The 19,297-nt window shown below is 72.8% G+C and carries 19 protein-coding genes and 1 pseudogene; 14 read left to right on the forward strand and 6 right to left on the reverse strand.

The annotated features are described in order from the left end of the window. The first annotated feature begins 1 nt into the window (after position 1). Genes LN042_RS19510 through LN042_RS19520 form a run of 3 tightly spaced genes read left to right on the forward strand, consistent with a single transcriptional unit; the run spans position 2 to position 2,480 of the window. A complete protein-coding gene (locus LN042_RS19510; RefSeq protein ID WP_141633883.1) occupies positions 2–589 on the forward strand; it encodes a DUF5998 family protein in 588 nt (195 codons plus the stop codon). A gap of 3 nt (positions 590–592) precedes the next feature. After that, complete coding sequence (locus tag LN042_RS19515; protein ID WP_230052555.1) at positions 593–1,777, forward strand: alkaline phosphatase family protein; 1,185 nt, start codon at positions 593–595, stop codon at positions 1,775–1,777. 52 nt (positions 1,778–1,829) lie between these two features. After that, entirely contained in the window at positions 1,830–2,480 is a 651-nt protein-coding gene (locus LN042_RS19520) for a thymidine kinase (protein ID WP_230052556.1), read from the forward strand. A 1-nt stretch (position 2,481) separates the two neighbouring features. Here the strand turns inward: LN042_RS19520 and LN042_RS19525 are convergent, their stop codons facing one another. Then, positions 2,482–3,270: a VOC family protein gene (locus LN042_RS19525; protein WP_230052557.1), complete on the reverse strand. Its 789-nt coding sequence runs from the start codon at positions 3,268–3,270 to the stop codon at positions 2,482–2,484. Positions 3,271–3,435: 165 nt separating this feature from the next. Between LN042_RS19525 and LN042_RS19530 the strand changes: the two genes are divergently transcribed. Next, positions 3,436–4,314, forward strand: coding sequence for a sulfurtransferase (locus LN042_RS19530; RefSeq protein WP_230052558.1), 879 nt, complete (start codon positions 3,436–3,438; stop codon positions 4,312–4,314). 39 nt (positions 4,315–4,353) lie between these two features. Here the strand turns inward: LN042_RS19530 and sepH are convergent, their stop codons facing one another. Further along, on the reverse strand, positions 4,354–5,451 hold the full coding sequence (sepH, locus tag LN042_RS19535; protein ID WP_230052559.1) for a septation protein SepH: 1,098 nt from the start codon (positions 5,449–5,451) through the stop codon (positions 4,354–4,356). 565 nt (positions 5,452–6,016) lie between these two features. Here sepH and LN042_RS19540 point away from each other — a divergent pair. Continuing rightward, entirely contained in the window at positions 6,017–6,889 is an 873-nt protein-coding gene (locus LN042_RS19540; RefSeq protein ID WP_230052560.1) for a hypothetical protein, read from the forward strand. A gap of 7 nt (positions 6,890–6,896) precedes the next feature. Here the strand turns inward: LN042_RS19540 and LN042_RS19545 are convergent, their stop codons facing one another. Both LN042_RS19545 and LN042_RS19550 read right to left on the reverse strand, forming a co-directional pair. After that, a complete protein-coding gene (locus LN042_RS19545; RefSeq protein WP_230052561.1) occupies positions 6,897–8,207 on the reverse strand; it encodes a D-arabinono-1,4-lactone oxidase in 1,311 nt (436 codons plus the stop codon). A gap of 115 nt (positions 8,208–8,322) precedes the next feature. Beyond that, positions 8,323–9,564, reverse strand: coding sequence for an MFS transporter (locus LN042_RS19550; RefSeq protein WP_230052562.1), 1,242 nt, complete (start codon positions 9,562–9,564; stop codon positions 8,323–8,325). Between the two features lie 132 nt (positions 9,565–9,696). On the opposite strand from LN042_RS19550, the gene LN042_RS19555 reads away from it, so the two are divergent. After that, entirely contained in the window at positions 9,697–10,833 is a 1,137-nt protein-coding gene (locus tag LN042_RS19555; protein ID WP_230052563.1) for a ferrochelatase, read from the forward strand. Between the two features lie 28 nt (positions 10,834–10,861). Beyond that, the gene (locus LN042_RS19560) at positions 10,862–11,665 is read left to right on the forward strand and encodes an inositol monophosphatase family protein (protein WP_230052564.1); all 804 of its coding nucleotides are present in this window, start codon (positions 10,862–10,864) and stop codon (positions 11,663–11,665) included. Between the two features lie 150 nt (positions 11,666–11,815). Here the strand turns inward: LN042_RS19560 and LN042_RS19565 are convergent, their stop codons facing one another. After that, positions 11,816–11,998 carry a hypothetical protein gene (locus tag LN042_RS19565; protein WP_101382478.1) on the reverse strand — a complete coding sequence of 61 codons (183 nt, stop codon included), beginning with the start codon at positions 11,996–11,998 and terminating at the stop codon, positions 11,816–11,818. A 450-nt stretch (positions 11,999–12,448) separates the two neighbouring features. On the opposite strand from LN042_RS19565, the gene LN042_RS19570 reads away from it, so the two are divergent. From LN042_RS19570 to LN042_RS19585, 4 genes are all read left to right on the forward strand, one after another. After that, complete coding sequence (locus tag LN042_RS19570; protein ID WP_101382479.1) at positions 12,449–13,102, forward strand: response regulator transcription factor; 654 nt, start codon at positions 12,449–12,451, stop codon at positions 13,100–13,102. 26 nt (positions 13,103–13,128) lie between these two features. Beyond that, positions 13,129–14,424 (forward strand): sensor histidine kinase, encoded by a 1,296-nt coding sequence (locus tag LN042_RS19575; protein WP_230052565.1) that lies wholly within the window; start codon positions 13,129–13,131, stop codon positions 14,422–14,424. Between the two features lie 175 nt (positions 14,425–14,599). Next, positions 14,600–15,574 (forward strand): acyl-ACP desaturase, encoded by a 975-nt coding sequence (locus LN042_RS19580; RefSeq protein WP_230052566.1) that lies wholly within the window; start codon positions 14,600–14,602, stop codon positions 15,572–15,574. 502 nt (positions 15,575–16,076) lie between these two features. After that, positions 16,077–16,373, forward strand: a complete 297-nt coding sequence (locus LN042_RS19585; RefSeq protein ID WP_230052567.1) for a DUF4193 domain-containing protein — start codon at positions 16,077–16,079, stop codon at positions 16,371–16,373. 193 nt (positions 16,374–16,566) lie between these two features. On the opposite strand, the gene LN042_RS19590 is transcribed toward LN042_RS19585, so the two are convergent. Further along, a complete protein-coding gene (locus tag LN042_RS19590) occupies positions 16,567–17,013 on the reverse strand; it encodes a DUF3093 domain-containing protein (RefSeq protein ID WP_230052568.1) in 447 nt (148 codons plus the stop codon). A gap of 57 nt (positions 17,014–17,070) precedes the next feature. Between LN042_RS19590 and LN042_RS19595 the strand changes: the two genes are divergently transcribed. The 3 genes and pseudogenes from LN042_RS19595 (at position 17,071) to LN042_RS19605 (ending at position 19,030) form a co-directional block, all read left to right on the forward strand. Beyond that, complete coding sequence (locus tag LN042_RS19595; protein ID WP_372495774.1) at positions 17,071–17,685, forward strand: PaaI family thioesterase; 615 nt, start codon at positions 17,071–17,073, stop codon at positions 17,683–17,685. Continuing rightward, positions 17,682–18,146, forward strand: a pseudogene (gene dut / locus LN042_RS19600) (dUTP diphosphatase); the annotation flags it as partial. The gene LN042_RS19595 and the pseudogene dut, both read left to right, overlap by 4 nt. Before the next feature lie 71 nt (positions 18,147–18,217). Then, positions 18,218–19,030, forward strand: coding sequence for a DUF3710 domain-containing protein (locus tag LN042_RS19605; RefSeq protein ID WP_230052570.1), 813 nt, complete (start codon positions 18,218–18,220; stop codon positions 19,028–19,030). Positions 19,031–19,297: the final 267 nt, after the last annotated feature.

Consider the following 19,297-nt stretch of genomic DNA (forward strand, 5'->3'; position numbering starts at 1 on the left):
TATGGCGAAGACCGGTACCACCACCACGCAGGACCTGCGTTCCGCGATCGAGCGCAGTGGCTACTACCCGGCGCTGGTGTCCGAGGCCGTGGAGTCCGCGGTGGGCCCCGAGCCGATCAGCTCCTACCTGGTCCACCAGGAGACCACCTTCGACGCCAACGAGGTCCGTCGGCACGTCACCGTGCTGGTGCTCACCCCGAGCAGGTTCGTGGTCAGCCACACCGACGAGCAGGCCGCCGACGCGACCAGCCCGGTGCCGTACGCGACCACCTCGACCGAGAGCGTCCGGCTGGACCGGATCGGCTCGGTGGTGCTGAGCCGGATGGTGGCCAACCCGGAGACGTACACCCCGGGCCGGCTGCCGCGCGAGGTGGTGCTCACCATCGGCTGGGGCGCCGTGCAGCGGATCGACCTGGAGCCGGCCGGCTGCTCGGACCCGAACTGCGAGGCCGACCACGGCTACACCGGCTCGGCCACGGCTGACGACCTGTCGCTTCGGGTGAGCGAGGCCGGCGACGGCCCGGAGACGGTGGCCCAGGCCCTGGTCTTCGCCAGGGCGCTGTCCGAGGCCACCATCAGCAGGGCCTGAGGCGTGTCACAACACTTCCACAGCCCCGACCCGTACGACCTGCTGGACGTGGCCGGCGCGCCCGCGCCCGGCTACGGCACCGGTTCGCTCAGCGACCTGCTGCCCTCGGTGGCGGCGGGCCTGGGCGTGCCCGGCTTCACCGCGACCCTGCCGCTCCAACCCGCCGACCGGGTCTGCGTCTTCCTGGTGGACGGCCTCGGCTGGGAGCTGATCCGCCGTCACCCCGAGTGGGCGCCCTTCCTGACCGGCCTGCTGGAGAGCTCGCTGGGCGGCACCGGGCGGCCGCTCACGGCCGGCTTCCCGTCCACCACGGCCACCTCGCTGGCCTCGGTGGGCACCGGCCTGCCGCCGGGGCTGCACGGCCTGGCCGGGTACACCGTGGCGATCCCCGGCGAGAACCAGCTGATGAACCAGCTGCGCTGGCAGCCCCCCGTGGACCCGCAAGCCTGGCAGCCCTACCCGACCGTCTTCGAGCGGGTGCACGCGGCCGGTGTCGCGGCCAGCCAGGTCTCCTCACCGCTGTTCGCGCAGACCCCGCTGACCCGGGTGGCGCTGTCCGGCGGCGACTTCCTCGGCCGCACCACCGGCGAGGAGCGGATGGATCTGGCGGCACGTCAACTCGCGTCGTCCGACCGGGCGTTGGTATACACCTACGTCAGCGAGCTGGATGCGATGGGCCACCGCTACGGCGTCGACTCGGACGAGTGGCGGCTGATGCTGAACACCGTTGACGGGCTGGCCCGGCGGCTGGCCGAGCAGTTGCCGCCCCGCTCCGCGCTCTACGTCACCGCCGACCACGGAATGATCGACATCGCGCCCGAGGACCGGATCGACTTCGACGAGGACTGGGAGCTCGGCGCCGGCGTGGCGCTGCTGGGCGGCGAGGCCCGGGCCCGGCACGTCTACGCGGTGCCCGGCGCGGCGGCCGACGTCCACGCGGTCTGGCGCGAGGTGCTCGGCGACCGGATGTGGGTGGCCACCCGCGACCAGGCGATCGAGGCCGGCTGGTTCGGCCCGGCGGTCGACGACCGGGTCTACCACCGGATCGGCGACGTGGTCGCCGCGGCCCGGGACGACATCGCGGTCACCGCCTCCCGCAGTGAGCCGGGGGAGTCGGCGATGACCGGCCTGCACGGCTCGATGACGCCGGTGGAGCAGCTCGTCCCGCTGCTCGAAGTCCGCACCTGAGACCCATGCTCCGAAGATCCGTACCCGCTGAGAGAGGCATCCCCACCCCACCATGGCTGACCTGGTCTTCTTCTCGGGGACGATGGACTGCGGCAAGTCCACCCTGGCGCTGCAGATGAACCACAACCACGCCGCCCGCGGGCGGCAGGGCATCATCTTCGCCCGGCACGACCGGGCCGGCGCCTCCACCATCTCCAGCCGGCTCGGCCTGCGCGCCGAGGCGGTGGAGGTGACCGAGGACTTCGACTTCCAGCTCTACGTGGTGCAGCTGCTCTCGGCCGGCGGCAAGGTTGACTACCTGATCTGCGACGAGGCCAACTTCTACACCGCCGAGCAGGTCGACCAGCTGGCCCGGGTGGTCGACGAGCTGGGCATCGACGTCTTCACCTTCGGCATCACCACCGACTTCCGCACCCGGCTGTTCCCCGGCTCGCAGCGGCTCCTCGAGCTGGCCGACCGGGTCGAGGTGCTGCAGGTGCAGGCGCTCTGCTGGTGCGGGGCCCGGGCCACCCACAACGCCCGTACGGTGGGCGGGGTGATGGTCGTGGAGGGTCCGCAGGTGGTGGTCGGCGACGTCGCGGTCAACGAGGACGAGGTCGGCTACGAGGTGCTCTGCCGTCGCCACCACCGGCGCCGGCTGACCGCCGCCACCGCCCGGGCGGCGGCGCTCTCCCCGGACGTGCTGCCGTTCGAGCAGCTGTAGCTCACAAGGCGACCACCGAGAACCGCGCGCCCTCCGGATCGGCGAGCCGGGCCACCCGGCCGTACGGCGTGTCCCGCGGCTCCACCAGCACGGCGCCGCCCAGCGCCCGGCACTGATCGGACGTCAGGTCCGCGTCGGCCACCGCGAAGTGGATCCGCCAGCGGGGCGGCCCGTCCCGCAGGTCGCCGGTGCCCCCCAGCCCGGTGATCCGCAGCCCGGCCACCCGCTGCCCGGCCGTCCGCAGCGCGGCGTCCTCCTCGCCGCAGGCCACCGCCGACGGGTCCGCCTCCACCACCCGGCGCTCGAAGACCGCGCCGTAGAAGGCCGCGGCCGTCGGCCCGTCGCCGGTGACCAGCTCGGTCCAGGCCGGCGCGCCGGGCTCGCCGACCAGCTCCCAGCCGAGGTGCTCATGGCCCTCCCAGAGCCCGAAGACGGCCCCCGACAGATCGGCGGCGATGGCCAGGCGCCCGGCCGGGCCCTCGCTCAGCGGGCCGACCGCCACCGTGCCGCCGTGCTCCCGGACCCGGGCCGAGGCGGCGTCCGCGCTGTCCACCGCGAAGTACGCGGTCCACTCGGCCGGTGCCGCGGGCAGCTCCGGGGCCAGGCCGATCCCGGCCACCCCGGCGCCGAGCCGGGTGGCCCGCAGACCGCCACCCGGCTCGGCGGCGCCCGGGGCGAACTCCCACCCCAGCAGCGCCGAGTAGAACGCCTGGGCGCGGTCCAGATCATGAACCAGCAAGGTCACCCAGCAGGGTGAGCCGTGCGCCACTCGGACCCGTACCGCCGTCATCGCGACCTCCTCGCGGGGGTACCCGGCCCGGTGGCACGGGTCCCGGGCAGATGCTCCCACCCGCGGGGGCACCAGGTCGGGCGACGGCACCGGAAGCATGGCAAAGAGCGCACAAAGCATCGCCGACCGCAACCGGTCGACCGGGCGACCCAGCAGAATGGCCGCATGGACAACACTTCTCCGCTGATCTCCGTCGAGGAACTGGCCGCCTCGCTGGCCGGCGAGCACCCGCCGGTGCTGCTGGACATCCGGTTCGTGCTCTCCGCGGCCGGCCCGACCGGGGCATCGGGCGCCGACGAGTACGCGGCCGGCCACTTGCCCGGTGCCCACTTCATCGACCTGGAGCAGGTGCTGGCGGCGCCGCCCGGCCCGCCCGGCAACGGCGGCCGGCATCCGCTGCCCGACCCGGAGGTGCTGGGCGCGGCGCTGCGCCGGGCCGGGGTCTCGGCCGATCGCCCGGTGGTGGTGTACGACGCGGGCCCGGCCACGGCGGCGGCGCGGGCCTGGTGGGTGCTGCGCTGGGCCGGGCACCCGGCGGTGCGGGTGCTGGACGGCGGCTTCGCGGCCTGGCAGGCGGCCGGACTGCCGGTCACCGACGAGGTGCCGGACGCCCGCGGGGGCGCGGTCGGCGACTTCAAGCCGGTGCCCGGGCAACTCGCCACCCTGGACAAGGACGGCGCCGCCGAACTGGCCCGCACCGGGCTGCTGCTGGACTCCCGGGCAGGTGAGCGCTACCGGGGCGAGGTGGAGCCGCTGGACCCGCGGGCCGGGCACATCCCCGGCGCGGTCAGCGCGCCGACCTTCGACAACACCACCGCGGACGGCCGCTTCAAGCCCGCCGCCGAGCTGGCCGAGCGGTTCCGGGCGCTGGGCGCGGACGACCACCCGGTGGTCGGGGTCTACTGCGGTTCCGGGGTGACGGCGGCGCACAACGCACTGGCCCTGGAGCTGGCCGGCTACCGCACGGTGCTGTACCCGGGCTCGTGGAGCGAGTGGTCCAGCGATCCGCAGCGCCCGGCGGCGACCGGACCGGAGCGGGGCTGACGGGCGGTCGGGGCCCTTTCGGTCAAGGGCCCCGACCGGCTACTCGCTCTTCTTGCGCCGGCTGCCGAAGACGATCTCGTCCCAGCTGGGCACGGTGGCACGGCGGCCCGGGCGGACGCCGTCGGCCTCGGCCTGCCGGTCGGTGGTGCCGACCAGCCGCTCCCGGTGTGGTGCGACCGCCCGCGGCATCAGGATGTCCGCGTAGGCCGAGCCGGCGCCCACGGCGGGCGCGGCCGCGGCGGCGGCCGTCTCCTCGACCTCCTGGTCCTCCTCGGCCGGCGCCGCCTCGATCGCCGACGGGCCCACGGCCAGGTCGCCGCGGAAGGCGGGCACCACGTCCAGCAGGCTGGTCAGCGAGTCCCGAGAGTCAGCCGTGGCCTCCCGCAACTCCCGCGCCTCCCGGGCCGGCAGCCGCTCGGGCGGCGACATGATCCGGTCGGCCGACGGCCGCTCGATCATCGGCCGGTGCGGGCGGTCCTGGGGGAGCCGGGCGATCCGCGGGATGAACGGGAAGACCGACTCCTCCTCCCGCTCCACGCTCTCGCCGATCAGCGAACGGGCCTCGTCGTCGTTCGGCTGCACCAGGCGCCGCGGCGGGTCGTACGTCCAGCTGGCGGTGCGGCCCTCACCGTCCGCGCGGTAGGAGAGGACGACCTCCCAGGTGCCGTCGTCACGCCGCCAGGAGTCCCAGCGCTCGGTGTCCTTCTCGGCCGCGCGCAGCACCAGCCGCTCGGACACCGCCTCGCCCAGCTGCGGGCCGGTGGCCTCGCCCGGCCGGCGGATCGGGGTCTTGCGGGCGCGCTCGGCCATGAAGGCGCGCTCGGCCAGCACCGGGCCCTCGAAGCGGCGCACCCGGTCCACCGAGATCCCGGCGGCCTGGGCGACCTCCTCGGCGGAGGCGCCTGCTCGTATCCGCGCCTGGATGTCCCGGGGCCGCAGGTGGCTCTCCACCTCGATCTCGATCTGGCCGAGGCGCGGCCGATCACCGCGGATGGCGGCGCGCAGCCGCTCGTCGATCGGAAGGGTGTACTCCGTGCTGTCGGCAGCTTTGAGCACCAGCCGTGTGCCGTCGTTGCTGACGGCCACAACCCGCAGTTCGGGCACGGTTACCTCCCGGGTGGTGCCTGCCGACGTCACCTGCGTCGCTGCTCCCGTACTGAGTGTGGCCTGCCCACTGGCGACTTGCCACAACCTTGCAGAGTTCTCCCGGCGTGTCGGACTTGGGTCCGGACACACCGCTGTGGCACGGTGGCTTGTTCGGCGCGTCGTCGTGGTGACTCCGCGTCAGCCTCCGGGCCGGTCCCCGCACGTGGATGTGGAGCGACGGTTCGGGGTCGAGCGCCGCCGTGCGTGCCAGGTCCTGACGGCTTCTCGCTCCGACTGCCGCTGGAAAGGCAGTCGAGAGGATGACCGAAGGCCCAGGCTCCACGAACAGTACTCCATTCGTGGCATCGAGCGGAGCGGCTCGCCGCTCAAGTCTCCCGCGATTCACGGGAATCTCAAGAGGGGGAACTCCATTGGCGGACCGCCGATCAGCTGACGGTGATCATCTTCACATATATCGACTGCGAAGAACCGGATTTTAGACCCTTGTGTCCTTCTTTGTGCACAATGGGCGGTCCCATCGGAAAGCACGATGACCCGATGACGTGCCTGGTGGGCGAGACCTGACGAGATATCGCGGATGTTGGCGAGGAACCGGATGCCCGAGAAACCCGAGCGGCCCGAGGACGGTCGGCGGATCGACCTGAGCATGACCCAGGTCGCCGCCAGTGCGTTGGCCGCGGTGGTCGGCGCGGTGCTCGCCTCCGAGCTCGGGGTGTACGGCACGATCATCGGCGCAGCCGTGGTCAGCATCGGCGCGACCTGCGGCGGCGCGGTCTTCCAGCACCTCTTCCGGCGCACCGGTGAGCAGTTGCGGGAGGTGACCGAGTGGTCACCGGGCCGCAGGGCGAACGGACTGCGTCAGATCCCGGCCTCCGACACCGCGCCGCTGCCGCTCGCCTGGCGGGACGAGCCCGACGGTCCGGGCCGGCCGCAGCCGCTTCCCGACGGCTCCTGGAGCGCCTCGCCGGTGCGGCGGGCCCGCCGCCGCTGGACCTGGAAGGGCTACGCGGCGGTCTCCGCGCTGGTCTTCGTGCTGGCGATGATCCCGATCGTGGCCGTCGAGCTGGCCTCCGGGCAGAACCTGCACGCGATCACCACCGGGCAGGAGGGCGGCGGCACCTCGATCCTCCCCGACGGCGGCCGCAGGTCTCCGGACCGGGCGCCGCGCACCGAGCCGGCGGCCCCGCCGACCGGCCGGGGCGCGTCCGAGCACCCGTCCGCCGCGACCGGCGGCCCCTCGGCGGCACCCACGGGCGGGAGCGGCTCCGGCTCGCCGTCGCCCAGCCCGTCCGCGCCGTCGAGCAGCGCCCCGCCGAGCGGCGGTGCGACCCCGTCCGGTGCGGCGGCACCCGGTGGCACGCCCTCGGCGCCGCCGACCACCCGGGCCCCGCAGTCGCCCGCGCCGACCCGGGCGCCCGCCACCGACGCGCCCGCCACCGAGCTGCCCGCCGCCACCGCCGCGCAGTGACCGCGGGTCAGTCGCCCAGCACCCGGCGCAGGTAGGCGTTGGCGAACCGCCGCTCGGGGTCGACCCGGTCGCGCAGCGCGGTGAAGTCGCCGAAGTGCGGGTAGGCGGCGGCCAGGTACTCGGCGTCCCTGGTGTGCAGCTTGCCCCAGTGCGGGCGGCCCTGGTGGGCCGTCATCAGCCGTTCGACCTCGGTGAAGTACCCCAGTTCGGCGGTACCCCGGTAGAGGTGGACGGCGATGTAGACGGTGTCCCGCCCGCTCGCGGTGGAGAGCCACAGGTCGTCGGCCGGCGCGCAGCGCACCTCGACCGGGAAGCTGATCTTCCAGTCGCTCCGCTCCACCAGCCGCTTCAGCTCGCGCAGCACCGGCACCGCCGTCTCGCGCGGGACGGCGTACTCCATCTCGATGAAGCGCACCTTGCGCGGGCTGGTGAAGACCTTGTAGGCGACATCGGTGTAGGTGCGCTCGGACCAGGCCCGGCTGGCCACCGCGGCGATGGCCGGCACGCTCTTCGGGAACGCCCGGCCGACCCGGCAGGCGCCCTCCCAGACCGTGTTGGAGAGGAAGTCGTCCTCCAGCCAGGCCTTGAACGGCGGCAGCGGCGCGGCCGGCCCCTGGCTGCGGTTGTTCCGCTTGGTGCTGCACCGGTCGGTGTGCGGGAACCAGTAGAACTCGAAGTGCTCGTTGACCTGGCTGAGCCGGTCGAAGTCGGCGAGCACCTGGTCGAAGGTCATCGGCGCCTCGTGGGCGGTGAGCAGGAAGGCCGGCTCGACCCCGAAGGTGATCGCGCTGATCACGCCGAGCGCGCCCAGGCCCAGCCGGGCGCCCTGGAACAGCTCCGGCTCCTCGGTGGCGGAGCAGCGGCGCACCGAGCCGTCGGCGAGCACGATCTCCAGGGCCCGGATCTGCGCGGCCAGCGAACCGGAGTCGCGGCCGGTGCCGTGGGTGCCGGTGCTGGTGGCGCCGGCCACCGTCTGCACCTCGATGTCGCCCATGTTTGTCAGCGACAGGCCGGCGGCGGCCAGCAGCCGGTTCAGCCCGGCCAGCGGCAGACCGGACTCCACCGTCACGGTGCCGGCCTGCCGGTCCAGCTCGCGCACCGCGGTCAAGCCCTCGGGGCGGACCAGCACTCCGTCGCCGGCGGCGGCGATCGCGGTGAAGGAGTGCCCGGAGCCGACCGCCTTGACGGTGCGCCCCTCGGCGCCGGCCTGCTTGACCGCCTCCGCCAGCTCCTCGGTGGAGGCCGGGGTGACCACTCGGCTGGGCTCGGCGCTCTGGTTGCCCGCCCAGTTGGTCCAACGGTCGGCGGTCACGGTCATGCGGTGCCTCCTGCGTCCATGCCGCACCCGCAGGTCGGTCCCCCCGAGGGCGCTACCAGTGGGTAGCGAGCCTAGCCACGGGACGGCCGCCGGTCCATGGTTCGCACCGAGCGGGTCAGGGTGCCACGGCCGCCGGCGCCGGGGCCGCGGCCGGGCTCTCGGTGCGCAGCCAGCGCCCGCCCGCCGCGGCCAGCAGCAGGGCGAAGACCCCGGCGGCCAGCGGCACCCGGTAGCCGGCCGCCACTCCGGCGGCGTCGACCACCGAGCCGGCCAGGTAGGAGCCGCCCGCCACCCCGATGGCGATGCCGGTGGTGGTCCAGGACATCCCCTCGGTCAGCTGGGCGGCCGGCACCAGCCGCTCGGTCAGGCCGGTCGCGGTGATCATGGTCGGCGAGATGGCCATCCCGGAGAGGAAGAGCGTGGCCCCGGCCGCCACCAGGCCGACCGTGCCGGTGCACCAAGCCGCCACCAGGCTGAGCGGCGTCAAGGTGACCGCCATCAGCCCCACGCCGTTGCGGAACCGCCGCGCCGCCGGTCCGCTCGGGTGCAGGACGCCGACCACCACGCCGGCCACTCCGGAGCCGAGCGCGTAGACGGCCAGCACCAGACTGGCGGCCGAACCGTGGCCCTGCTCCCGCGCGTAGGCCACGGTGACCACCTCGACCGAGCTGAAGATCATCCCGATCGCGACGAAGGTGGCGATCAGCACCCGCAGGCCGGGCACCCGCAGCACCGAGCCGCCGGAAGCCCGCGCCACCGGGTGCGGCGGCGGCTCGGTGGACCGCTGGGCGGTGAACAGCGCCACCCCCACGGCTCCGAAGAGCGTCGCGAGCAGCACCCCGGCCTCCGGGAAGAAGGAGGTGGCCAGGCAGATGGAGAGGATCGGTCCGACGATGAAGACGATCTCGTCGACCACCGCCTCCAGCGCGTAGGCGGTGTGCAGTTTGGCCTGGTCGTTCCGGTAGAGGTGCGCCCACCGGGCCCGGACCAGCGGCCCGGTGCTCCCCAGCGCGCCCATCGCGACGGCGCACGGGAAGTAGGTCCAGGCCGGCCAGCCGCGCCAGGCGGCGAGCAGCAGCAGCGCCGAGCCCAGCACGCTGACCGCGGTGGCCGGCCGCACCACCCGGCGCTGCCCGTAGCGGTCGACCAGCCGCGAGACCTGCGGCCCGATGCCCGCCGAGGCCAGTGCCAGGACCGCCGTGACCGCACCCGCCAGCCCGTAGGAGCCGCGCAGCTCGGAGAACATGGTCACCACGCCGACGCCGACCATCGAGATCGGCAGTCGGGACACCAGTCCGGTGGCGGAGAACGCCAGCGAGCCGGGCGCGGCGAAGATCTGGCGGTAGCTGGACAGCACGGCTGCTCCGGGAGAGTCAAGGAACCGGGAAGTAAGGAACATGGCTATCTGAGACAGCTTACGAACGAATGCAATCGGATTAACCAGCGGGGTGGTCCGGAGCCGACGGCACGCAGTGGCAGGATCGGAGCCATGGCTGACGCGCAGACCCCCACCGACCCGGCGCCGTACGACGCGCTGCTGCTGCTCTCCTTCGGCGGGCCGGAGGGCCCCGAGGACGTGGTGCCGTTCCTGGAGAACGTCACCCGCGGTCGCGGCATCCCGAAGGAGCGGCTGGCCGAAGTGGGGCAGCACTACTTCCGCTTCGGCGGGGTCAGCCCGATCAACGAGCAGAACCGCGCACTGCTCGCCGCGCTGCGCGAGGACTTCGCCGACCACGGCCTGGACCTGCCGGTCTACTGGGGCAACCGGAACTGGGCGCCCTACCTGGTCGACACGCTGCGCGAGCTGGCCGACGACGGCCACCGCCGCGTCGCGGTGCTGGCCACCAGCGCCTACGCGGGCTACTCGGGCTGCCGGCAGTACCGCGAGAACCTGGCCGACGCGCTGGCCGTGCTCGCCGAGGAGGGCCGCCCGGCGCTGACCGTGGACAAGCTGCGCCACTTCTACAACCACCCGGGCTTCGTCCAGCCGATGATCGAGGCGACCCTGGCCGCGCTGGCCGAGCTGCCGGCCGAGCTGCGGGACCGGGCGGAGCTGGCCTTCACCACCCACTCGATCCCCACCGCGATGGCCGAGACCTCCGGCGCGCCCGACGACCCGGCCCGCGGCACCCCCGGCGGCGCCTACGTCGCCCAGCACCTGGAGGTGGCACGGCTGGTCGCCGAGGCGGTGGCCGGGGCCACCGGCGTGACCGACCGTCCGTGGCGGCTGGTCTACCAGTCGCGCAGCGGTGCGCCGCACATCCCGTGGCTGGAGCCGGACATCTGCGACCACCTGTCGGAGCGTCAGGAATCCGGCGCGGCAGCGGTGGTCATGGTGCCGATCGGCTTCGTCTCGGACCACATGGAGGTCAAGTACGACCTGGACACCGAGGCCGTGGCGCGGGCCGCCGAGCTCGGCCTGCCGGTGGCCCGGGCCGCCACCGTCGGCGCCGACCCGCGGTTCGCGGCGGCGGTCCGCGAACTGCTGCTGGAGCGCGCGGCCACCGAGCGGGGTGCGGCGGTGGCGCGCTGCGCGCTCGGCCGGCTCGGCGCCGCCCATGACGTCTGCCCGGCCGCCTGCTGCCCCAACCCGCGGGCGCCCCGGCCGGCCGCGGCCCAGGCCTGACACCGTCATCCACCGACGAAGGAGCACCGTGTCCGATCAGACCCTGCTGGACGAGCTGCTGGACGTGGCCCTGGAGGCCGCCCGCCGGGCCGGCGAGCTGCTGCGCGACGGCCGCCCGGCCGACCTCGGGGTGGCGGCGACCAAGAGCAGTCCGGTCGACGTGGTCACCGAGATGGACCTGGCCTCCGAGAAGCTGATCGTCGAGCTGATCACCGGCCGCCGCCCGCAGGACGGCTACCTCGGCGAGGAGGGCACCGAGCGGACCGGCGAAAGCGGCGTGCGCTGGGTGGTCGACCCGCTCGACGGAACCGTCAACTACCTTTACGGGCTGCCGAACTGGGCGGTCAGCGTGGCCGCCGAGCTGAACGGTGAGGCGGTGGTGGGGGTCGTCTTCGCGCCGGCCAGGGGCGAGCTGTTCCAGGCCGTTCGAGGGCGTGGCGCCCGGCTGGACGGCCGCGCGCTGTCGGTCCGGCCGACCCCGCCGTGGGGGCAGGCGCTGATCGCCACCGGTTTCAACTACGTGCTGCCGGCCCGGGTGCACCAGGCCGAGGTGCTGCACGCCCTGATGCCCGAGGTCCGGGACATCCGGCGGGGCGGCGCGGCGGCGCTGGACCTGTGCGACCTGGCGGCGGGCCGGCTGGACGGCTACTACGAGCGCGGGCTGGCCCCCTGGGACCAGGCGGCCGGTGGCCTGATCGCCCGGGAGGCGGGCGCCCGCACCGGCGGTCGGCCGGGCGCGCAGGCCGCCCGTGAGCTGCTGGTGGCGGCCCCGCCCGGCACCTTCGAGCTCCTCCAGGCACGCCTGGAGGAGCTGGGTGCCTGGCACGACTGACCGGAACGGCTGCCGACGGAACGCGGGATTCCGACGGCTCCGATGCAGTGGAACCCCGGCGCGAGGATCGCACCGGGGTTCCGGCAGGCATCGGGGGCCGGTCGACCCGGCCCTGGTGTCGGGAGTCGCCCGGACGGCCGGGCGCCCGGATCAGGCGCTGCGGGGCAGCGCCAGCAGCGGGTCGACGCCGTGGTCGGCGGCGATCCGGCGCAGGTCTTCCAGTTCGGACTGTTCGACCTCGGCCAGGAACTCGTCCCCGGCTTCGAGGGCGCGGTGCAGATCCTGCTCGGCATTGCGTATGCGCTGCAGGATTCCGGCGGTGAAGGCGTCCATGCGGCAGACCCCCTTACGGTGTCGGACGTGCGCGGTCGGCGTTCCTCGGTCGGGAGGGGCGGTGGTCCAGCGGCTGCGCCCGACCGGTGCCGGCTCCGGTGCGGGCACGGGCGCGGCGCCGGGCCGCTCCGTGGATGCGTGCGATCTCCCAGCCGGTGCGGATGAACGCGCGGCGGGTGGGTGCGACTGCCTGACGGCGTGATCGCGGGTGTGAACTCGTCATCCCCACCCCCCGGGGCGGGAAACCTCCGGATCCGGAGAAAACCGCGGAAAGTTGCCCCCATCACACCGGGGTGTCGCTCTGACGTTCGACTCCACCGGGTTGCCGCCGGTCGACTTACCGCTGCTTTACCCGCACAGGGGGCAGGATGGAGGGACCGTCGGAGTCGCAGGCCCGCGCACGGGACCTCCGGTCCCGCACGTGTGGCCCCCGGAGAAGGGACAACCGCAGTGCGGGTTCTTGTCGTCGAGGACGAGCAGCTGCTCGCCGAAGCCGTGGCCACCGGCTTGCGCCGGGAGGCGATGGCCGTCGACGTGGTCTACGACGGCGAGGCCGCACTGCAGCGGATCGCGGTCAACGACTACGACGTCGTGGTGCTCGACCGCGACCTGCCGCTGGTGCACGGCGACGACGTCTGCCGCAGCGTGGTGGACCAGGGCCTGGCCACCCGGGTGATCATGCTGACCGCCTCCGGCGACATCAGCGACCGGGTCGAGGGCCTGGAGATCGGCGCGGACGACTACCTGCCCAAGCCGTTCGCCTTCAGTGAACTCGTGGCCCGGGTGCGCGCCCTCGGCCGCCGCGCCACCGTGCCGCTGCCGCCCGTGCTGGAGCGGGCCGGGATCAGCCTCGACCCGGGACGCCGCGAGGTGATCCGGGACGGCCGCTCGATCCAGCTGGCGCCCAAGGAGTTCGCCGTCCTGGAGGTCCTGATGCGGGCCGGCGGGGCCGTGGTCTCCGCCGAGCAACTGCTGGAGAAGGCCTGGGACGAGCACACCGACCCGTTCACCAACGTCGTCCGGGTCACCGTGATGACGCTGCGCCGCAAGCTCGGCGACCCGGCGGTGATCGTCACCGTGCCCGGCTCCGGCTACCGGATCTGACCCCCCACCCCCAAGGGATGACACCCATGACCACCCCGCCCACCACCGGCGGGCCCTCCGGCAGTTCGCACCCGACACCGCCGCGGCCCCCGCACCCGCCGCGACCGGTCGAGCCGCCGCTGCCGACCGACCAGTACCACCCCGGTGACGGCCTGAGCTGGCTGCCGTTCCGCCCCACCATCCGGTTCCGGCTCACCCTGCTGTACGGCGGGATGTTCCTGATGGCCGGCGTGGTGCTGCTGCTGCTGACCTACTTCATGGTCGAGCAGGCCTTCCAGGACATCTCGCTGCCCCAGATCATCAGTTCCGATCCCAACGTGGTGTTCCGCGCCGGCAACGGACAGCCGCTCAGCGGCAACGAGGTCAACAACTACCTGAGCGGCTCGCTCAGCGCCCAGGCCCACACCGAGCTGGATGCGCTGCTGCGCAAGTCCCTCATGGCGCTGGTCGCGCTCGCGGTGATCGCCTTCGCGGCCGGCTACGCGATGGCCGGCCGGGTGCTGCGCCCGCTCGGCCGGATCACCCGCACCGCCCGCGAGGTGGCCAGCTCCGACCTGCACCGCCGGATCCAGCTGGAGGGCCCGGACGACGAGCTCAAGGAGCTCGCCGACACCTTCGACGACATGCTCGACCGGTTGGACCGCTCCTTCGACTCGCAGCGCCGCTTCGTCTCCAACGCCTCGCACGAGCTGCGCACCCCGCTGGCGATCAACCGCACCCTGCTGGAGGTGCAGCTGTCGGACCCCAACACCTCGCCGGACCTGCAGCAGCTCGGCAGGACCCTGCTGGCCACCAACGAGCGCAGCGAGCAACTGGTCGAGGGCCTGCTGCTGCTGGCCCGCAGCGACAACGAGCTGGTCGACCGGCGGCCGGTGGAACTTTCGGAGGTGGCGCTGCAGGCGGTCGAGCAGGTCCGCTCGGAGGCCGCCGGCCGCGAGCTGGAGATCCGCTCCGAGCTCAACCCGGTGGCGGTCCTGGGGAACGGGGTGCTGCTGGAGCGGATCGCGCTCAACCTGCTGCAGAACGCGGTGCGCTACAACCTGCCGGACGGCTGGGTGGAGATCACCACGGCGCCCGGCCCCGGCGGGGTCGGCGAGCTGGTGGTCAGCAACACCGGGCCGGTGGTGCCCGGTTACGAGCTGGAGCACATCTTCGAGCCGTTCCGCCGGCTCAAGGGAGCCGACCGGACCCGCAGCGACAAGGGGGTGGGCCTGGGCCTGTCGATCGTGCGCTCGGTGGTGCGCGCGCACGGCGGCTCGATCGAAGCGGTGCCCCGCCCCGGCGGCGGACTGACCATGCGGGTGCGGATTCCCAGCGCCTGAGCCGTCCACGAACCTCCCGAGCGCCCTGCGCGCGCCCCTCACCTGCGAGAAGGGGCGGTGCAGGGCGCTTGTCACATCCGGGGCCGATTACTTACGCTGCCGTAACCTACGCTGCCGTAAGGTACGACACCGTAGGTATGCATCCGCACGCCCCGTTTCACCAGGAGCCACCGTCGTGACCATCGCCCCCGTTCAGTGCACCGGTTCGACCGCATGGACCGACGCCAGGCTGCTGCTGGCTCTGGAAGAGGTGGTCGAGACGGAGCTGAACCGGCACCTGAAGGCCGCCCGTGAGTGGATGCCGCACGAGTACGTCCCGTGGGGCCAGGGGCGTGACTTCGACGGCGTGCTCGGTGGCGAGGCCTGGGAGCTGTCGCAGTCCAAGGTCACCCCGCTCGGCCGCGTCTCCCTGGTGGTCAACCTGCTGACCGAGGACAACCTCCCCAGCTACCACCACGAGATCGCCACCCTGTTCGGGCGGGACGGCGCGTGGGGCACCTGGGTGCACCGCTGGACCGCCGAGGAGGGGCGGCACGGCATCGCGATCCGCGACTACCTGCTGGCCACCCGGGCGGTCGACCCGGTGGCCCTGGAGCGGGCCCGGATGGACCACATGGGCGCCGGCTTCCAGTCCGACAACGCCCACAGCATGCTGCACTCGATCGCCTACGTGGCCTTCCAGGAGCTCGCCACCCGGATCTCCCACCGCAACACCGGCCACCTGTCCGGCGACCCGCTCTGCGAGCAGCTGCTGGCGAAGATCGCCAACGACGAGAACCTGCACATGGTCTTCTACCGGAACCTGCTCAAGGCGGCCCTCGAGCTGGCTCCGGACCTGGCCATGCAGGCGGTCCGCGACGTCGTGACCGAGTTCCGGATGCCCGGCCACGGGATGCCCGGCTTCGAGCGCTCGGCCGCCCAGATCGCCCTCGGCGGCATATACAACCTGCGGATCCACCACGACGACGTGCTGCAGCCGGTGCTGCGCCACCTGAAGGTGCTGGAGCTGGGCGGCCTCGGGCCGGTCGGGGTGCAGGCGCAGCAGGAGCTCGGGCTCTTCATGGATGAGCTGGACGGGCAGGCGGCCCGGTTCGAGGAGCGCCAGGCGGCACTGCTGGCGCGTCGTGCCGCGAAGGCCGCGCAGGCGTAACCTCGGGAGCGTTTCCGGCGGTCCCGGATGCGCCGCCGAGCTGGCGCGATGGCGGCCGGTTGCGGCCGATTTCGTCCGAATTGCCCGCACTGTGATGAAGGTCACACGCTGCCACGGTACCCATTCGGATGGTCTCGCACAGTGATCAGGTCGTCCTGGTGGATCATTGCGCACCGTAATCGGAGAACGTGTCCGGTATTGCGCTCCCGGATGCCGGGAGTCCGCCTCCCACCTGGGGCGAGGCCCCCTGGTGCGGGCGGTCGGCGGGGCGTACCATCACCTTCCGTATCCGATATCGGGCAGTTGTCGCGCCCTGTCGGCCACTGTCCGCGAGTCCCTCGAAGATGGTGTCGATCACCTGGTCGGACCCGTCGCTGAGTGTCGATTGAGTAACAGGGCTTGAAGTAAGGCACAATCTCGGCCTCGGGTCGGGCACAAGACCGGCCCCTCATGCGTTACGTGCGCTGGAGATACCGCACACACCCAGAGGGGGAGAGCGAACATGGCAACGGACTACGACACCCCACGCAAGACCGATGACGACCTCAACGAGGACAGCATCGAGGAACTGAAGGCCCGCCGGAACGACAAGTCGGCCGGCCCGGTCGACATCGAGGACTTCGACGGTGCCGAGACCATGGACCTGCCCGGCGCCGACCTCTCCGGTGAGGAGCTGTCGGTGCGGGTGCTGCCGCGCCAGGCTGACGAGTTCACCTGCATGAGCTGCTTCCTGGTGCACCACCGCAGCCAGCTGTCGCACGAGAAGGACGGGCAGCCGATCTGCCGGGACTGCGCCTGAGATCTGGGCCCACCCCGAACCCGATGGCCAGGTGCCCGGCACCGCCGCCGGACTCGGCGAACCGCCCCGACCGGCCCACCCCGGTGGGCCGGAGGCTGATCCTGCGACCCGACCCGCACGGGCGCACTGGTACGACGAAGGGACGGTCCGTAGTTGACGGACCGTCCCTTCGTCGTACCGTTTCGGCCGAAGTTCAGCCGCGGGCCTTGTCGAGCGCGGCGGCCAGCGCCTGCGGGTCCCGGGTGGAGAGGTAGAGGTAAGGGGTGGGGTCGGCCGGATCGGTGACCTGCACCTTGAGCGCGGTGCGCACATAGCTGCGCAGCAGCATGAACGCCCGCGGGTCGGCCTTCGAGGAGCGCCAGGCGATCGCCTCGGCGGCGTCCAGCGGCAGGGCCTCGCCCAGCGCCGAGACCGGGATCCGGGCCTGGCCGGCCACCAGCGATCCCTGCACGATGCGGATCCGCGCCGAGCCGTACGAGCTGAGCCCGGCCGCCGCCGCGACGAATCCCACCAGCAGGCCGACCAGCCCCGGCACGGCGCCGAACTTCAGCAGGATCAGCGCGAGCGACAGGCCGGCCGCGACCGGGAGCAGCCACCAGGAGCGGGGTGCGGTGAGGCGTTCGTCGTACATGACCGCCATTCTGTCCCAGGTGCGGGGCGATCTTGGCAGCGGTCCACCGTTGCAATGCTGCTACTCATGAGTAGGGTCGGGCGCGTGACCGTACCCAGAGCTTCCACCAGCACGCCGACCACTCCGCCCGAGACCGCATCGCAGCCGGTGCGCCATCCGGACGCCCCCGCACCCGGCACCTCGCTCGGTAGCCACTACGTGCACTGCTTCGGCTGCGGACCGCAGCAGAGCAGCGGACTGCAGATGGACATACGGGCCGGCGAGGGCGTCGAGGTGACCGCCGAGTTCGTGGTCAAGCCGAGCCACCAGGGTGGCCCCGGGCTGGCGCACGGCGGTCTCCTCACCACCGCGATGGACGAGGCCCTGGGCTCACTCGGCTGGCTGGTGCACAAGCCCGGTGTCACCGGGCGGCTGGAAACCGACTTCCTGCGACCGGTGCCGGTGGACGCCACCCTGCACATCCACGCCTGGGCCACCGGAGTGGACGGCCGCAAGCTCTACACCGCGGGCGAGGGGCGGATCGGCGGCCCCGACGGACCGCTCGCGATCCGGGCCTCGGCACTCTTCGTTCAGGTGAAACTGGAACACTTCACCACGCACGGTCGCCCGGCGGACATCAAGGCCGCCCTGGACGATCCCGATCTGCTGAAGCGCAACAGAGCCTTTGAGGTGAATCCGTGAGCACCACCGCTCGTCCCGAGGTCGACATCCTGATCCGGCGACTCGATCCCGAGCTGCCCCTGCCCGGCTACGCCCAGCCGGGCGACGCCGGCGCCGACCTGGTGGCCGCCGTCGACGCCGACCTCGAGCCGGGCGAGCGGGCCGTCATCCCCACCGGCGTCGCCATTGCGTTGCCGGACGGCTACGCCGCGTTCGTGCATCCGCGGTCCGGTCTGGCAGCTCGTTGCGGAGTTGCGCTCGTGAACGCCCCAGGGACGGTCGATGCCGGGTACCGTGGTGAGATCAAGGTGATCGTCGTCAACCTGGATCCGCGCGAGCGCGTCAGCTTTCGCCGTGGGGACCGGATCGCCCAGCTGGTGATCCAGCAGGTCGAGAAGGCCCGCTTCCACGAGGTGGCCGAGCTACCCGGGTCCGCGCGTGGCGAGGGCGGGTTCGGCTCGACCGGCGGCCATGCGGCGGTTTGAGCGGCTCAAGCGTTGAGCAGGTACCAGCAGGCAATCGCTTCGGTCTTGGACCGGGAAGGACAGTGACCGTGTTCCGTCGTCGCCAGAAGAGCGAGGACGCCGTCGAGCAGCTCGCCGAGGACGCCATCAGCGCCGACGAGACGGCCGATGACGTCGAGGATTCCGACTCCGAGAGCGAAACGCCGACCGACGTCGAGGAGACCGAGCCGGACCCGGCCGACCGCGTCGGCCTGCCGCCGGCTCCGCGTCCCGACGGCCCCTGGGACGTCTCCGAGCTGGAGAGCCCGGCCGAGGGTCGGGTGGACCTCGGTGGTCTGCTCGTCCCCGGTGTCGAGGGCATGGAGCTGCGGGTCGAGGTGGCCGGCGAGGCGATCGTGGCCGCGACCCTGGTGCTCGGCAACAGCGCGATCCAGCTCCAGGCCTTCGCCGCTCCCAAGTCGGAGGGCATCTGGGCCGAGGTGCGCGAGGAGATCGCCAACGGCATCACCGGTCAGGGCGGCCGGGTCGAGGAGGAGGAAGGCACCCTCGGCTGGCACTTGCGGGCCCAGGTCCCGGTGCAGCTGCCGGACGGCACCCAGGGCGTGCAGCTGGTGCGTTTCGTCGGTTGCGATGGACCGCGCTGGTTCCTGCGCGGCGTGATCTCGGGCCAGGCCGCGGTGCAGCCCGAGGCCGCGGCGGTGCTGGAGGAGGTCTTCCGGCAGACCGTCGTGGTCCGCGGCGAGGCCCCGATGGCGCCGCGCGACCCGATCGTGCTGAAGCTCCCCGAGGACGCGCAGATGGTCGCCGACGGCGGCGTCGGCGCCCCCGAGGGCGAGTCGCGCTTCGCCGGCGAGGCGCTCAGCCCGTTCCAGCGCGGTCCGGAGATCACTGAGGTCCGCTGACCCCTGCGGGCAGCGCCCGTCAGACCGAACCGGCCCCGGACAGCCTCGCTGTCCGGGGCCGGTTTGACTCCACCGGACCGCATGCGTAACGTTCTCCGGGTTGCCCCGCCGGCCGCGCGGCTTCGCCCGAATTAGGACATCGCTTCGGATTCGGGCGGGGAAAACGGGCCGGAAGAACTCTGGTAGAGTTCGGGAGCGCCGAAAGGCGAAAGCGAATCGGAATGGAATCCGGAGCCGGAAACGGAACGGAAAACATCTGATAAGCTT

Source organism: Kitasatospora humi (genome assembly GCF_020907985.1).
Classification (GTDB): domain Bacteria; phylum Actinomycetota; class Actinomycetes; order Streptomycetales; family Streptomycetaceae; genus Kitasatospora; species Kitasatospora humi.